This window comes from Verrucomicrobiota bacterium (assembly GCA_037139415.1).
GTDB lineage: Bacteria > Verrucomicrobiota > Verrucomicrobiia > Limisphaerales > Fontisphaeraceae > JBAXGN01.
In genome coordinates this window covers 1-15,174 of the sequence record JBAXGN010000072.1, presented here as the reverse complement: position 1 = coordinate 15,174, position 15,174 = coordinate 1, and the positions used below count along the sequence as shown (strand labels likewise).

At 55.7% G+C, this 15,174-nt stretch carries 14 protein-coding genes; 6 read left to right on the top strand and 8 right to left on the bottom strand.

Annotated features, from left to right (window positions below):
* The first annotated feature begins 54 nt into the window (after nucleotides 1-54).
* The gene (locus WCO56_13985; GenBank protein MEI7730680.1) at nucleotides 55-1,410 is read left to right on the top strand and encodes a hypothetical protein; all 1,356 of its coding nucleotides are present in this window, start codon (nucleotides 55-57) and stop codon (nucleotides 1,408-1,410) included.
* Nucleotides 1,411-1,510: 100 nt separating this feature from the next.
* Nucleotides 1,511-3,415 (top strand): c-type cytochrome, encoded by a 1,905-nt coding sequence (locus tag WCO56_13980; protein MEI7730679.1) that lies wholly within the window; start codon nucleotides 1,511-1,513, stop codon nucleotides 3,413-3,415.
* On the opposite strand, the gene WCO56_13975 is transcribed toward WCO56_13980, so the two are convergent.
* From WCO56_13975 to WCO56_13950, 6 genes are all read right to left on the bottom strand, one after another.
* Entirely contained in the window at nucleotides 3,397-3,906 is a 510-nt protein-coding gene (locus tag WCO56_13975) for an NUDIX domain-containing protein (protein MEI7730678.1), read from the bottom strand. The genes WCO56_13980 and WCO56_13975 overlap by 19 nt on opposite strands.
* Before the next feature lie 26 nt (nucleotides 3,907-3,932).
* Nucleotides 3,933-4,871, bottom strand: a complete 939-nt coding sequence (locus WCO56_13970) for a hypothetical protein (protein MEI7730677.1) — start codon at nucleotides 4,869-4,871, stop codon at nucleotides 3,933-3,935.
* 105 nt (nucleotides 4,872-4,976) lie between these two features.
* Complete coding sequence (locus tag WCO56_13965; GenBank protein ID MEI7730676.1) at nucleotides 4,977-6,149, bottom strand: cellulase family glycosylhydrolase; 1,173 nt, start codon at nucleotides 6,147-6,149, stop codon at nucleotides 4,977-4,979.
* Between the two features lie 195 nt (nucleotides 6,150-6,344).
* Nucleotides 6,345-7,691, bottom strand: a complete 1,347-nt coding sequence (gltX, locus tag WCO56_13960; GenBank protein ID MEI7730675.1) for a glutamate--tRNA ligase — start codon at nucleotides 7,689-7,691, stop codon at nucleotides 6,345-6,347.
* A 148-nt stretch (nucleotides 7,692-7,839) separates the two neighbouring features.
* Nucleotides 7,840-8,781, bottom strand: coding sequence for a hypothetical protein (locus WCO56_13955; GenBank protein ID MEI7730674.1), 942 nt, complete (start codon nucleotides 8,779-8,781; stop codon nucleotides 7,840-7,842).
* Nucleotides 8,782-9,038: 257 nt separating this feature from the next.
* Nucleotides 9,039-9,320, bottom strand: a complete 282-nt coding sequence (locus WCO56_13950) for a hypothetical protein (GenBank protein MEI7730673.1) — start codon at nucleotides 9,318-9,320, stop codon at nucleotides 9,039-9,041.
* Nucleotides 9,321-9,548: 228 nt separating this feature from the next.
* On the opposite strand from WCO56_13950, the gene WCO56_13945 reads away from it, so the two are divergent.
* Nucleotides 9,549-10,763 (top strand): glycoside hydrolase family 99-like domain-containing protein, encoded by a 1,215-nt coding sequence (locus WCO56_13945; GenBank protein MEI7730672.1) that lies wholly within the window; start codon nucleotides 9,549-9,551, stop codon nucleotides 10,761-10,763.
* 30 nt (nucleotides 10,764-10,793) lie between these two features.
* Nucleotides 10,794-11,123 (top strand): hypothetical protein, encoded by a 330-nt coding sequence (locus WCO56_13940; protein MEI7730671.1) that lies wholly within the window; start codon nucleotides 10,794-10,796, stop codon nucleotides 11,121-11,123.
* A 256-nt stretch (nucleotides 11,124-11,379) separates the two neighbouring features.
* On the opposite strand, the gene WCO56_13935 is transcribed toward WCO56_13940, so the two are convergent.
* Both WCO56_13935 and WCO56_13930 read right to left on the bottom strand, forming a co-directional pair.
* On the bottom strand, nucleotides 11,380-12,669 hold the full coding sequence (locus tag WCO56_13935; protein ID MEI7730670.1) for a PQQ-binding-like beta-propeller repeat protein: 1,290 nt from the start codon (nucleotides 12,667-12,669) through the stop codon (nucleotides 11,380-11,382).
* A gap of 104 nt (nucleotides 12,670-12,773) precedes the next feature.
* Entirely contained in the window at nucleotides 12,774-14,144 is a 1,371-nt protein-coding gene (locus WCO56_13930) for a hypothetical protein (protein ID MEI7730669.1), read from the bottom strand.
* Nucleotides 14,145-14,649: 505 nt separating this feature from the next.
* On the opposite strand from WCO56_13930, the gene WCO56_13925 reads away from it, so the two are divergent.
* Entirely contained in the window at nucleotides 14,650-15,015 is a 366-nt protein-coding gene (locus WCO56_13925; protein MEI7730668.1) for an RNA-binding protein, read from the top strand.
* On the top strand, nucleotides 14,969-15,174 hold a 206-nt coding region (locus WCO56_13920), incomplete at its 3' end, for a hypothetical protein (GenBank protein MEI7730667.1). The genes WCO56_13925 and WCO56_13920, both read left to right, overlap by 47 nt.

Here is a 15,174-nt window from a genome sequence, read left to right as displayed (position 1 = left end):
TGGGGCAAGGAGACGGCCGGCGGAGATTGCGGATTGCGGATTGCGGATTGCGGAATGACCCAGCGCTTCGCCTCGAGGGCTGCCAAAAGTTTCCATTGGCTGTGCCTGCTCGGGTGCCTGATGCTGGCGCTGTGCGGCGCGCCCGCGTTCGCCGAATCAGGTTTTGCTGTTCGCAGCCGGTCGGATCAATTCATCATTCAAGGACCACGGGAAACTCTTCCCTCCGTCGGGTTTCCCAACACTCCATCAGTCGGCACCAACCTGATCCGGCTGGAACAGGCGCGATTGGCAGTGATATGCGAACGCGTCAAACAGGCGCTACTACAAGAACTGGGCGCACCCGATCGCTGGCGTGGACGAATCTTCCTCCAAATTTATCCAGCCAAGGGCGCCAGCGATCCGGTGCTGGTGAAAGCCACCTTTACGAACCCCGGCTGGGTTTACCGCATGGAGGTGCCCAGCGAGGTCGCTCCAATGCGCCTGCTAGCCGCGCTGGTGGAAGTCATCCTGCAAGAAATAGCTGGCCGTAATGCCGGGCCGCGAGAGTTAGAGTTACCCCCTTGGCTGGCTCCCGGGATGACCGCCTATCTGAACGCGGTGACCAGCGGCAATCTGATCGTGGAGGCGGACAAGCCCATGATGGGGATGTATAAACGCAACGCCCTGCCATACAAATTCCGCGACAAACTGGGCGGACGTGTGCCATTGAATTTTGACGAGTTAAACTGGCCGGATGAAGAATGGTTGCAGGGACCGCCCGGTAATTTTTATGAAGCCTGCGCTCATCTTTTCATTTATCAACTCCTGCGGCTTCGCGACGGCGGCGCCTGTTTGGCTCAATTTCTGAGTGAATCCCCACGCCATTTGAACTGGCAAACCGCTTTCCTTAAGGCGTTTGCCCAGCATTTTGCCTCCCTGCGCGACGTGGAAAAATGGTGGTCGCTGCATTTGGTGGCTTTTTCCGGGCGTGATCCGAGCCAGGCCTTCAGCCTGGCTGAGAGCCAGGAGAAACTGGGGGAAATTTTAAGCACCCCCGTACGGGTCCATTCGCCAACCAATCGCACGACCTTCCGCGTGGAAATGTCTTTGCAGGACATCATCAGCGGATGGGAACCTACCCGTCAAAAACCGTTGCTGCGGCAAAAAATCCTCCAACTTCAAGCCTTGCGGTTGCGCGTTTCACCCCACTTATTGACCCTTACGGAGGATTACCGGCAGACCCTGGTTGAATACCTGGACCGGCGGGAGAAATCCTTAAGAAACACGAGTAAAAACAGCGGCACCGATAGCCCCAAACTGGCTGTCCGCAGCGCGCTAGAGCGGCTGCTACTGCTGGACGACATCCGCCTGGACCTGAACAAACAAGCCGCCCGACCCGGCCCGGCGGAAGTTGGCAAACCGGGTGAATAGCATTTTTTCCGAATATTTTTGTTGTTCCCGGCGTCCTAACCCTACTAATATTTACGGGTTAGCCATGCTAGGTAAATGGACCAAGATTTCGTTTTAAATTATGAACGTCGCTAATGTGATCAGAGTGTTCGGGGCGACCAGCTTAATGCTGGCGCTGTTGGCCGGACGCGTTTCCGCCAAATCAGACTATCTTTCGCCGATAGCCCTGCTGCCGGACGCGGAGGGTAAACTCTTGTATGTGGCCTGCCATACCGCCAATGAGGTCAGGGTATTTGAGGTGGCTTCCAGCAAAGTATTGCGCAGCATCCCCATGCCAGCGTCACCCACCAGCCTCGCACTGAGCAAGGATGGCACCCGGCTATACGTTGCCTGTGCGGATGTCAACAGCAGTGTGGCCGTAGTGGATACGCGAACCGGTAAAATTACCGCCACCCTGCCAGCCGGTCACACCGCCATGAACGTGTGCCTGAGCCCGGACGAAAAGACGCTCTACGTGTGCAACCGGTTCAACAATGAAGTTGCGGTGATCAATTTAGCCGATAAAACCGTCAAAGCTCGCATTCCGCTTCCGCGCGAACCCATCGCAGCGGCGATCACGCCGGATGGCCAGACCCTGTTTGTCGCCAACCATCTGCATGATGGGACGGCCAATGGGGAAGTCGTCGCGGCCAAAGTCAGCGTCATTGATACGGCGGCCAACCAGGTAGCCACTCAACTCACCCTTCCCAACGGAAGCGGATTGCTGCTGGATATGAAAGTATCCCCCGATGGGCGCTATGCCGCCGTAACCCATCTGCTTTCGCGTTTCCATCTGCCCACCACCCAGCTTGAACGCGGCTGGATGAATACCGATGCCCTGACGCTGATTGACGCGAAAACGCGCAAAATCATCAACACAATCCTGCTGGACAACGTGGACAGCGGCGCGGCCAACCCGTGGGGCATCGCTTGGACGGCAGACAGCCAGACCATGTGCGTTGCCCATGCCGGCACGCATGAATTAAGTGTGATTGATATCAAGGGGCTACTTGAAAAGCTGGCCAAAATGCCCACCTCGATGACCAATTTCCAAACGGTGGATTATACCGCTGCCTCTCGCATTGCCTCCGACATCCCCAACGACCTCTCGTTTCTCGTTAGCTTGCGTCAACGCGTCCGATACCAGACTGAATACGGGGTTCGCGACGTGAACAAGGGCGATTTGGGGCCGCGCGGGGTGGCCATCATCGGAAAAAAAGCGTTCACCGCCAATTATTTCTCGGACACGCTTACCTTGGTGGATTTTGACACCAAGTACATCAAACCGGTCTCGCTGTCTCTGGGCACACGGAAGGCCATGAGCATCGTGCGCAAGGGGGAGTTTTATTTCAATGACGCCTCCATTTGTTTTCAAGGCTGGCAAAGTTGCGGCAGTTGCCACTCCTTCGACGCCCGTGTGGACGCGTTAAATTGGGACCTCCTGAACGACGGCATCGGTAATCCGAAAAACACCAAAAGCATGATCCTATCGCACAAAACTCCCCCCGCCATGTCCCAGGGCGTGCGCGAAACTGCGGAATCTGCCGTGCGGGCTGGTATTCGCCACATCCTGTTCACCGTGCAACCAGAGGAAGTACCCGCGTCCATGGACGAATACCTCAAGTCGCTGAAACCAACTCCCAGCCCTCACTTGGTAAATGGGAAACTCTCGCCCTCCGCCCAGCGCGGGCAGAAACTATTCAACAGCCCCAAAGCGGCTTGCGCTGCCTGCCACCCGGCGGACAAGCTCTTTACCACGCTCAACCATTATGATGTCGGCACGAAGGGTGAGTATGATAATGTCGCTGAGTTTGACACCCCGACACTGCACGAAGTCTGGCGCACCGCTCCCTACTTGCACGACGGTTCCGCCGCGACCATCAAGGACCTGCTGACCAAGCACAACAAGGGGGATAAACACGGCCACACCTCCGGCCTGACCCCGCAAGAGATTGACGACTTGGCCGCCTACGTCCTGTCGCAATAGGCCTCTTCCGCGGTCCACTCGTAACGCCCCTCAGCATGGCATCGGCAGTGCGCGGCAAAAAAGCCGCCGCGCCAACGCCAGAACAGGGGCCAGAGTTGCGCGCGATCTGTTTCCGGCTGCGGCAGGGATGATACGGCTTCCCGCGTGAAGAACGCGAACCGGCCCTCGCGATGTGGCGGGGGCAACACTTGGAGACGCTGCTTCACTTCAAACAGGAACATCAGCCAATGCGCCTGCCCGTGATAGCCGTGCTCGCTGATCAGACCTGCCAGATGCAAATCCGCTGGCGTCAAGGATACTCCCAACTCCTCCTGCGCTTCCCGGCAGGCGCACATGTAGGGAGACTCTCCCAGATCCGTCTTTAGTTTTCCGCCCGGTGGACTCCACAACCCCAGGTTGGGTTCCTGGGCGCGTTCCAGCAACAACACCTCGTCACGCTCGTTGAAACAATACAACAGCGTCGCAATCTTGTAAGGAAGCGGCGGGTTCATGGCGAACGGTGGGCGCAGATGCCGGCTTAATGCCAGACGTCGCCCGTCACATCCAGCAGGTACACGCTGGAGATTGTGCGCATCGTCTTGTGGTCGGCAAACGTCCAGAGCACCTTCTTGTCCGGGGTAATCTCGATGAGATGCGGGGCCTTGCCAAACTGCCCGTGCCCGAGCCAGTTGCACATGACCGTATTACCGTTGGGCAAACGTTGCAGCCCCGCCATGAATTTAAGGCTGATGCCAGGCAACTCATCCTTGCTTACCGACCAGACGGTTTTGCCAGTGTCATCTACCTCAAACACCGTCCGGCCCTTGCCCCCCAGATCGCCGCAGGCAATCAGCGTGTTCCCATTCGGCAACCGAATGACGCTGTGCGGTCCGCCCGGCGCGGGAATTTCCTTCACCATCTTTCCCTGCGGATCGTACTCGCGCACAAACCCCTCGCCGTAATGGGTGACCAGATAATTGCCATTGGGAAGCTGCCGGGCGTTGCGAATGTAACTGTGCCCGCCGTTTTTGCCTTCCGGCAACAGACGGACTTCCTTCACAATCTTGCCATCCGACGCCACCTCCAGCATCCGCCCAAAACTGCACTCGCCCACAAACGTATTGCCGTTGGGCAGGCGCTGGCAGGCATAAATCTCGCTCTTCGACTCGTACATGAACACCACCTTCTTTTCCCGGGTCACCTCTTTCACCCCGGTCCCCGTATTAAATAACAGGTTGCCATTGGGTAACACCCACAAATCATTGCAATGCGGCGCGGCGTATTCCCACTCCACCTTGCCCTCGGGATTGACGATGAAAACCTTGCCGGCGGAATAATCCGTGCAGGCAAAGAGGTGGCCCTTGCCCTGCTGGATCGGGGCCGGTGGTTGGTTGGTATCCTGGGCACTGCCCAACAGGGCACACAGGAGGCTGCTGCTCACCAGCGCTTGAATCGTATTTCGTTTTAAATGATGCATAGGCGTCGGCAAGGGATGTCGCATACTTCTAACCGTTTGGCAAGCCAATGTGGCACGCCGTGCTTGGACACGATGAATTGGGTATCCTCGACTATGGAAACCAGGTCAGGTTTGCAACCCAAGGGCTTTGGCTACGACTTGATCCACGGCGGGTTGGCCGTCCACCAGTTTGCGGTTCAGGCCGAAACCTTCATCCCAGCCCCACACGGCCCAGAGGATGCGGTTTTCCGCCAGCACCTCGCCGAAGTCCCGGAACCAGTTGGCGCGGTGTTCCGGTTTACTGTGCGGCGGGTACACGCCAAATTCTCCACAGTACAAGGCCACGCCGTTGCGGGCCCCCCAATCAATGCCCTGTTTGAAACGGGCCGCCAGCTTTTCCTTGTTCCAATGCTCCTTGCCATACCGTTCCACCATGCCGCGGGATTTGGGTTTATCGGCGAGGGCGGCCAGCACCGGGACCACGGCCTCCGGGCTGGAAGGATACGGCACTCCGCGCAGCGGCTTGACTTCCTCGCTGGACCAGGTGGCTCCCTGGTGCGTAAAGGTAAAGGGATCGTAGCAGTGGAACGAGTACACCACGTTTTTATCCTCCAGCAGCTTCATTTTTTTCAAACCGTCAATGCCGCCCCAATTGGCGCCGGAAGTAATGATGGTGTGTTGCGGAGCGCTTTGGCGGATGGTCCCAGCCAAGCGAGCATTAAGGGCATCCCACTCGGTTTCCCGCTTATTGAACACCGGTTCATTGATGATCTCGAAGATGGTCATGTCCGCATCATACTTCGCCAGGCGGGTGGCCAGCGCCCCCCAGAATTTCACGAACGCTTCCTGCCAGGTCGGATTCAACTCGGAGGGGCGATCCTCATTATGCATATCCACCACCACCAGCAGTTTGGCGCGCTGAAACCGTTGGATGGCGGCTTCCAGATAACCAAAGTTTTCCTCGCGGATGGCACCGGTAGTCGGATCCATCATGATTTTCGGGTGAATGCACAGGCGGACATGCTGGAGCCCCATCCGGTAAATTTGGGCCGCTTCCGTCTCCGAGATGTATTGGCCGAAGTGCGCGGCATTTTCGGCACGCGGGTAACGGAACCATTTGGCGACGTTGGCACCTTTGGAGAGCCGGTCCAGCCGGCTTTTGGGCACGGCACTCAACGGTGCCGCCAGGCTGGATGAACGGACCAGGGTTAGCCCGCCAACCATGAGTCCGGCTGTTCGCAGAAAACGCCGCCGCGGCACAAGCGTTTCCGGACGTGCAGCACTCGATTCTATGGACATGATTCGTTGCATGGAAAACAGAGCATACGAAAATGATCGTGACGTCAATGCTAGAAAATGGTATTCGGCACCACGCTGGTTGTATTATTTAAATGCGTTGATATCAATAGAGATGGATTCCAAGATTTCGAGATTGGAAGCGTGAGGCTAGGAGTGGTTCTTCGCTTTTAGCCTCAGCACGTTGCGAATACGACATCAGGCAATCATGCCCAAGGCCAGGTCCAGCCGTTGCAGCACCTTTTCTTTGCCGATGATTTCCATGAGGTGGTACAGGCTGGGGCCGGCGGTTTTTCCGGTGCAGGCTAGGCGGATGGGGTGAACCAGTTCCTTGACCTTGAGACCTAACTCGGCGGCGGTGGCCTTCAAAGCCGCTTCAATGGTGGCGGCTTTGAACTCACCCAAGGCGGCGAAGGCATCCCGCAGTTTTTGAATGCGCGGCTGGTTGACGGTCGTGAACAGCGTTTTGACTGCTTCCGGATCTTGCGTGATTGTGTCGCTGAAATAGAATCCGGCATACGCGGGCAATTCGGAAAACAGATCAATCTTGCCCATGCAGGTATCCAACGCGGCCTTGACGTAGCTGGTCGGATACGTGTTGGTATCCAAGCCGTTGTGGGACAGGGTATGAACCGCCAGTTCGTAGAACCGGTCGGGCGCCATTTTTGCAATGTACTCGCCGTTCATCCAGACCAGTTTCTGGTAATCAAAGCGGGCGTTGTGCCGCAGAATCTGGGGGAGATCGAATAGTTCAATCAATTCCGGGAGAGAGAGGATTTCCCGGTTATTCTTCGGCGACCAGCCAAGCAGACAAAGGAAATTGACGACCGCCTCGGGCACGAAGCCGTCCTTTTGATAGGAGGTCAGCGAGGCCCCTTGGTCGCGCTTGCTCATTTTGGAGCCATCCTGGTTTAAGATGAGGGGGATATGCGCGTATCTGGGCGGTTCGACGTCAAAGGCGCGGAAGAGGGCGATGTGTTTGGCGCTGTTGCTTAGGTGGTCTTCACCACGAATGACATGGGTGATGTTCATCTCAATGTCATCCACCACGTTCACCAGGTGGAACACCGGCTGGCCATCCGAGCGCACGATGACAAAATCCGGGTCCGCTTCCTCGCGATCCGTGAGGTTACGTTTTACTTCGCCGACCACCTGGTCGTGAATGATTACCGGCTCGCGGGTCATCTTAAATTTCACGGCCCCTTCGTGCTCATAGGCCAGGCCACGGGATAACAGGGCTTCCACCCGGCGCTCATAGTTTTCCCGGCGTTGCGATTGAAAGTAGGGACCGTACTCGCCTTTGCCGGCGCCGGTGGCATCGGACGTCAGGGGGCCTTCATCCCAATCCATGCCCAGCCAATGCAGCCCGTTGAGAATAACGGAAACGGCTTCCTCGGAATTACGTGCCGCGTCGGTATCCTCAATGCGCAAGACGAATGTGCCGCCGGTATGGCGGGCATAAAGCCAGTTGAATAATGCGGTGCGAGCGCCACCAATATGCAGGTAGCCGGTCGGACTCGGTGCAAAGCGAACGCGAACTTTCATGATTTACTCCCGGTTAAGATTGTTGCCCGTTATGTTACGCTGCAAATACTCTACCCGCAAAGCGGCGTCGCTGCAAGCACGGATCATTTGATAACTGGTCACTTTCCCTTCTCCGCAATCCGAAATCCGAAATCCGAAATTGAAGTCATCACTTCTTCCCCGGCCAATCCCAATGCTTCAAGTCCGAACTCCAGGCAATCCCCAGACTGGCAAAGTTGTCGAATCCTCCGCGCGGATCATTTTCCGGGAAATCCGATCCATGAAAGAACATTAGTGCTTTGCCGATGGCGGGTTCATGGCGCAGGTCCATCACAAAGCCCGCCGTCAGGCGTCCCTGCGCCCAAGGCCAATCGGTTTGTCCCAAGGTGAGTAGCGCCTCATCACGCCATACTTTCAGGTCGCGCGAGCGTTTCATGCCGATCCCGTTGGACGGGGAATGAAACATCACGTATTCACCGCCATCCACCATCACGCAGACGTTTTCCCCGGCCGGGATGCGTCCGCTATACGTCCACGATTGCAGGTCTCTGGACCACGACCGGCTGGCGCCATTCTGTTTGAAGAAGCACCACCATTTTCCCGGTTCATCCTTATCCTCCACCAGGTAGGGATCAATCATGCGTCCCATTTTTTCACGTGGCACATCGGGGCCTTTCACTGCCAATAATTCCGGGGCGCTCCAGCGCTCCAGGTCATCGCTGCGCATCAGCCACAAGCGCGAATCTGCATTACCGTATTTTTCGCCATTGGGGCGCGGGTACGTTTGCAGGCACATCACCCATTGATTGCTGAAACGAATGACATTGCCCGGACTGCCGTAGTTGAGGTGCTGATCGCGCGGGGTAAAAATCTGCGGTGACGTCCATTGCGTCAGGTTCGTACTTTTGCTCCAGGCGGTGTATGAATAAGGCTTGCCGTCTTCGATGCGGACGAGGGTGAAGTATAGGTGAAAGACTCCGGCATGGTAGATTGCTGCCGGGTCGCGGTACGCCGTGGTGGCATCGCCGCGAAAAATGATGGGAGTGGGCAGGACGCCTGCGGCCAGTAACGAGGACGACGGTGAGGCAGCGTGAAGCGCAAGCGTGCTCAAAAGCAAGAAAATCGAAAACCGAAAACCGAGGTCTGAAAGAAATCCGAAAGCCCGAAACCCAAAAGCCGAGGGCCGTAACCAACCGAAGGTCGTTTGTTGGATTTCTGTTTGTTCTCGAAATTCAGTATTTCGAGCTTCGGATTTTATAATCACAACTCCTGGTAACCGTTGTAAAAACCTGAGCCCATGGCCGAACAGTTGAGCGCGACCATGAGCACAGTTGAAAGGTGGCTTTAGGTTGTATTAATCGAGCGGAACTATTTCTTGGGTTCTTCAGTCAGCTTCTTGAGATACTTGGCGGGTTCTTTCTTGAAGGCCTTCAGGCAGCCTTTGCAGCACAGTTTGATTTCCTGTCCTTCATGCACAAACACATAGGCTTCACCCATGCCGCCCAGCTTTTCTCCGGTTACGATGCAGGTTTCCAGCGGGTAAGGTTTGGCTTTGCCAGCTTTGGGTTCATCGGCAGCCGTGGCGGCCAGGGTCAAGGCCAGCGTTACGGCGGCCAGGGTTCCAAGGATTTTGGAATAGGTTGCTTTCATGTTTCAGTATGTTGTTCTCAGTCCGTTGGGTAAAACCCCACTCTCAACTTCTGCGTCCACAATGGCAGCAGGAGCCGACAAGAGCTTACCACTCATGATCTGTGTCAATCTTGGGGCATTCACTATGAACACCTTGCAACCAATATACACCGCATTCGGCAAAATCCCGCAAAAATTTTCCTGTAAAAATAGATCACATGACGGCAGGATGCAGGCACAGAGCATTCTATGAAAATACGTGTTTTGATTTTGTGGGTGGCCGCAGTAATCGTCAGCGGCGTCTCGGCGCTTGGCGCGGAAGCTGCCGCCAGGAGTGACACCATCACCGTGGCCAGTTATTATTTCGGCAACTACCATCCGAACGATCCGCGCAACGAGAAGCAGAAGGGCAAAGGCTGGGCGGAATGGGAACTGGTCAAAGCCGCCAAACCACGGTTCCCCGGCCATCATCAGCCCAATGTACCGGCGTGGGGATATACCGATGAATCCGATCCCAGAGTCATGGCCCAGAAGATTGCCGCCGCCGCCGATCACGGCATAGATGCCTTTATCTTTGACTGGTACTATTATAACGACGGTCCCTATCTGGATCGCCCCATTGACATCGGTTTTCTGCAAGCCACCAACAATCACCGGCTCAAGTTCGCCTTCATGTGGGCCAATCACGATTGGCAGGAGATTCACCCATATAAGCGCGGCGCACCCCGGACCGTCCTTTACTCTGGCGCGGTGACCCCGGCGAATTTCGAGAAAATCTGCGACCACGTCATCAAAGACTATTTCTCGCACCCGTCTTATTGGAAGATTGATGGCAAACCGTATTTCTCGTTCTATGAATTGACGAAGCTGCTGGACAGTCACGGCAGCGTGGCGGCCACCCGCACCGCCTTGGATAAGTTCCGCGCCAAAGCCGTGGCCGCTGGTTTGCCCGGGCTGCACCTCAATGCGGTGGTCTGGGGACAACCCATTCTGCCCGGTGAAAAGAAGCCGGCGGATACACCCAAATTGGTGCGGGATCTCGGGTTTGATTCCGTCACATCCTATGTCTGGATTCACCACGTTGGCCTGCCGAAGCAGCAGACGGATTATGAGTTTGTGCGCGACGCCTATTTCAAATACTGGGACAAGGCGGAAAACCTGTTCCAAGTGCCGTATTATCCGAATGTGACCATGGGTTGGGATTCCAGTCCGCGCGCCAACCAGGACGATGAGTTCGGCAATTTCATCTATCCGTTCATGAACACGATCAGCGGTAACACGCCGGAGCGTTTCCGCGAAGCGCTGGTCCGCACGAAGCAGCGTCTGCTAGCCCAGCCCAACGGCCCGCGCATTCTGAATATCAATTGCTGGAATGAATGGACCGAGGGCAGTTATCTCGAACCTGACAGGGTGAATGGCATGAAATATCTGGAGGCGATAAAAGAGGTATTTCGGGGGAAATAGGTGGGGTGGAAGTCGCATTGTTAAAGGCGCATGAATAAACCCATCACCATGATTTGCTGCGGGATTGCGACTTTTGGTCTGTTGGTTCTTGGGTTCTGTATCTTTTACACAGTCATTTACGGTCACGGTGATATGGAGGCTGGCAATTTTCATCGTTGCCGGTATTGGATGGAACACAATGCTACGACAGGGCGATTGGAACGAAACTGGGAAAGTTCTGCGGGAAGTACCACACCAGATGAATTTCAACTCGAACAAGCGGTGGATACGTGGACAGTTGGCCTCGGATTGATCGTCTTGGGGGCTGCCATATATGTTGCTGAAAGATACGGCAGACATGAACGATACCCGCATCCATGATAAAAAATCCTTTCAACTTCTAACCCAGTCTATTTGGCGTCAGCGGAGCCACCCTGCTGAATAAGGGGGATAAGCCGTATTGGAAACAGGCGGCGTTTGTTCAAGCTTCCGATTTTCAGCCCAAGGCGGTGGTCATCAAGCTGGGCACAAGTGATTCCAAACCACAAAATTGGAAGCACAAGGAGGAGTTTGCCACCGATCTCGCAGCGCTCGCCGATCACTTTGCAGGGTTACCGTCACATCCCATGGTGTTTAATCACTTCGCTAATTCCACGGCAAAAAGCTTGGTCTTGTCACGCTGGACCAACAACCCGTCGGCAAAGGCCGGATAACTCCAGGTGTTGCCGCAAACCTGTACGCGTCCCAGTTCTAAATATTTCTCCGGGCTGGCCTTCATCAGTAACAGGGTACCCGTCATGTTTTGCACCAGCACTTTGTCTTCCAACGCGATGAACGAAGCGTAATCACCGAAACCGGGTTGGCTCCACTTCACGTCGCCCGTGTTAAAATCCACGCACACCAAGTCAGTTTTTTGCCCAGTCCCAAGTCCATACAGGTAATTGCCGACCAGCACCGGCGTGGCAAGGGTAATTTTGACTTTCTCATTTTTCCAAACCGGCGCGACCTTAAAATCTCCACCCTCCTTGGTGATCTTGAACTTTGTAAGCGCCACCGAAGTTGAAGAAATCGTCACGGTGTCACCCGCACAGATCGGGGTAAGCACGTTGCGTTTGGCACCGGTTTTTACCGGCGTGCTCCACAGGATTTTTCCGTTCTTGGCGTCCACCCCCATAAGCGTATCGGCCGTAAGATGAACCACCTGCCGCACGCCACCGATGGTGGCAACCAAAACCGAAGAATACCCGGCGTTGTCATGACCTGCCGTCCACAGCACTTTCCCAGTCTGCTTATTGAACGCGACAAGCGTGCCTTTTTCCGGGCTGCCGACCGGGACAAAGACACTTTCCCCCTCGACCACCGCCGAGCCATTATTGCCGTGGCGGCGCGCAGCGGTTTCTTTGGCTTCCGGGGCGTTGTTGCCGGCATTGCCAAACCAGGATGCTCCCCACTCTTTTTCAAAGCTGGTGCGCCAGAGCGTTTTCCCGTCAGCCAGCGACAGACAGCGAAATTCACCGCGGCAAGATTGCACATAGACGCGATCCCCATCCACGACCGGCGTGCAGCGTGGCCCGGCACCATAGGCGTTGCCCCAAACCTCGGAAGGACTGAACGAGACGCACCACTGTTCCTTGCCGCTCGCCAAGTCCAGACTGTGAGCGGTTTCCTGTCCGTTCTGATCGTCCAGGTAGAGGACACGACTGCCGGCGATGACCGGAGAAGACTGCCCCACGCCCACCGGAATGGACCACAAGGTTTTGGGATCTTTGGGCAAAGCGTCCAGTTTGACCTTGCTGACCGCGTGGCCGTCGCGTTGCGGTCCCCGCCACTGCGGCCAGTCACTGGCGCAAACATCAGTGACGGAGCAAAGCCCGCACACGGCCACGGCAAGCATGGCGGCCCGGCATCGGTCTTGGACAAAAATCATGATGCCGATGGTATGCGTTAGCGGCTAAAGGTCAACCCGAAGTTTACGCCCAGACAACCAGCACCCGCATAAACACCGGCATGCCATCAAACCAGGCGGCAAGCTCAGAATTTAAACTGGGCACCAAGGGAGACAATGTGCCGGATGAAGTCCCGGGTTTCCGGATTGACGATGCCATCCTGAGCATTACGGCCCAAGTCCACGGAATAGCCCAAATCCATACTGAACTGGGTCGTGAAGGCATATCGCAGACCAATGGCCGGGGTGATCATCCAGTCGCTGCGTGCACCCGAGGCCAGGCTCGCGCTCGTGTAATCGGAATTAAAAGCCCGCCCGCCCAAGTCGAGCCACAATTGATCGGTCAGTTTGCGGCGATAATTCAAGTCAAAGACCATGTCCTGACAGGGAAGGCGTCCGACGCTGGAAACCCATTGAAGCCGTTTAAACTTGAAGGTAATCGTGTCGTTCGAGGTGGGTTCGATGGCCACACCGGCTTCCCCGTAGAATTTCACCGGGTGATGATCCCGGACCGGGGTGATGTGAGTGGCTGTGTCACCGGGATAGCTGCGAAAATCCGGCCCAAACAGCCCCTCAAATTTCAACCATTTTCCAATTCGCCCTTCCAGACCGAGCAACACGCGCTGATAATCGCTGGGGGTGCTGTATTTATCCCAGGAAAATTGCTGCTGGTATTGATGCCCATAACGGTAACCGATGACCGCCGCCAAATCCGGGCTGAACTTGTAACCCATGTCCATGCCGCCGTTGACATCATAGCGATCCGGATAGTTCTGGTAACATTCCGCCGTCGTGGTCGGTCGCTGAACCGTCATCAACTCATAATACAGCAGCGACGCGGTGGGCCGGGCAAACCAGGCATCCTGATCATATCGGAGATTCACCTTGGCCCGGTCCTGAAATTGCTCCCGTCGCTCGCGTACAGTCACGGTGGAATAGGCATTCAACAGCCCCCCCGGGTAACTCGGACCAAGGCGGGGTCCATGGATATAATAGAAGCTGTGGTCCACCTGCATGGAAAACGCCTCGTGCTGGAGTTTAATCGCATTGGCAAAACGATGCGCCTGGTGACTCTCCGTATTGGCAGCGTGATACGTGACAAAGTCCGGCGTATAATTCAAGGACAACGCTTGAACGGTATTGGTGCCGCCCAGCAACGGACGAAAGTCGAACCCAATCCGGGGCGAAACCGTCGTCACCCAGGAATCGCGTCCCTTCAGCGACACCTTCCCCGGCGGCATGAACCGCTGATCTGCCCCGGAAAGATAGACATTGTCGTCATAACCTTCCTTAAGGCCGAGTGACAATTCATTCAGCCAAGCCGGCTTTTGCGGAAGGGGTGAGATGGTCTGAGCCGCCCGGGCGGAACTGGCAAACACACACAACCCCGCGCCAATCAGGCCGGCTCCACAAATGGCCCGGCGGATCGCCGGGTTCGATGACATCAAACGTTGCACAATTAATAATATTTTTCACATTGCGGCCATCCCCCTGCCCGGCCTCGGCGACCACGCCAAAACACCAAACCGCCACAGCAAAATCAGAGCGGTCGTGAGAAACAACGCGGGAGAGGGGACCAATACCACACTTTCATTTTTGCCTGGTTCCGGCAAAAATCATGCAAAATCATACGAAGCCGGGACGCCCTGTCAAATGCAGGCGTCAAAACCGAGACGATTTCATGATTGCTAATAGGATACGTAAGGAAGCCTTCCTTTTGGCCTCCCCGCAGTACAACTCCGCCGGTGGCTGAAAATTTGAGCCAAATCGGACTAAAAGATTTTTACCGATAGTTCTTGCCATGATGCCGGAATGGGTGCATATTGCACTCGTCTATTAGATAGCTTGTTTCTTTTCTAGGCATGGTGAATCTTCATGTGGACTTGGTTCTATGATGATTTTAAACCCGGTGTTCGGGATCAGTCTGTGGAAGGTGCAGTTTGTCGGATAGTAAAACATCGTATGAGTAATAAATTGTTTGTTGGAAATCTTTCCTTCAACACCACTGAGAATGACCTGCAGGACGCGTTTGCCGCGCATGGCACGGTTACCGAAACCAACCTAATGATGGATCGCATGACCAATCGCCCCCGTGGCTTTGGTTTCGTGACCATGAGCACCCCCGAAGAGGCCCAAAAGGCCATTGAAGCCTTGAACGGCAAGGAAATTGATGGTCGCGCCCTGACTGTCAACGTGGCCAAGCCTCGTGAAGAGCGCACTGGCGGCGGCGGCGGTGGCGGCGGTCGTCGTTCATACGGCGGCGGCGGCGGCGGTGGTGGTTATGGCGGCGGCAGCGGTGGCGGCGGCGGTGGTCGTAGTCGCTATTAATCCGTTGGAAAATTTCACAGCGGGGCTCAGGAAACTGAGCCCCGCTTTTTTATTTTTGGCAACGCCGCCGGCAACAACCAACCAGGCGCATTCACACCGATTTGTTAGCCTATCTTTCGACACTGGCGGCATTTTTTTTGAAGGAACGATGGATTCATT

Bases quoted from the DNA above. Each gene is read 5' to 3' on its own strand.
- WCO56_13985 (MEI7730680.1), top strand. From the start codon at position 55: ATGACCCAGCGCTTCGCCTCGAGGGCTGCCAAAAGTTTCCATTGGCTG.
- WCO56_13980 (MEI7730679.1), top strand. From the start codon at position 1,511: ATGAACGTCGCTAATGTGATCAGAGTGTTCGGGGCGACCAGCTTAATG.
- WCO56_13975 (MEI7730678.1), bottom strand. From the start codon at position 3,906: ATGAACCCGCCGCTTCCTTACAAGATTGCGACGCTGTTGTATTGTTTC.
- WCO56_13970 (MEI7730677.1), bottom strand. From the start codon at position 4,871: ATGCATCATTTAAAACGAAATACGATTCAAGCGCTGGTGAGCAGCAGC.
- WCO56_13965 (MEI7730676.1), bottom strand. From the start codon at position 6,149: ATGTCCATAGAATCGAGTGCTGCACGTCCGGAAACGCTTGTGCCGCGG.
- gltX (MEI7730675.1), bottom strand. From the start codon at position 7,691: ATGAAAGTTCGCGTTCGCTTTGCACCGAGTCCGACCGGCTACCTGCAT.
- WCO56_13950 (MEI7730673.1), bottom strand. From the start codon at position 9,320: ATGAAAGCAACCTATTCCAAAATCCTTGGAACCCTGGCCGCCGTAACG.
- WCO56_13945 (MEI7730672.1), top strand. From the start codon at position 9,549: ATGAAAATACGTGTTTTGATTTTGTGGGTGGCCGCAGTAATCGTCAGC.
- WCO56_13940 (MEI7730671.1), top strand. From the start codon at position 10,794: ATGAATAAACCCATCACCATGATTTGCTGCGGGATTGCGACTTTTGGT.
- WCO56_13935 (MEI7730670.1), bottom strand. From the start codon at position 12,669: ATGATTTTTGTCCAAGACCGATGCCGGGCCGCCATGCTTGCCGTGGCC.
- WCO56_13925 (MEI7730668.1), top strand. From the start codon at position 14,650: ATGAGTAATAAATTGTTTGTTGGAAATCTTTCCTTCAACACCACTGAG.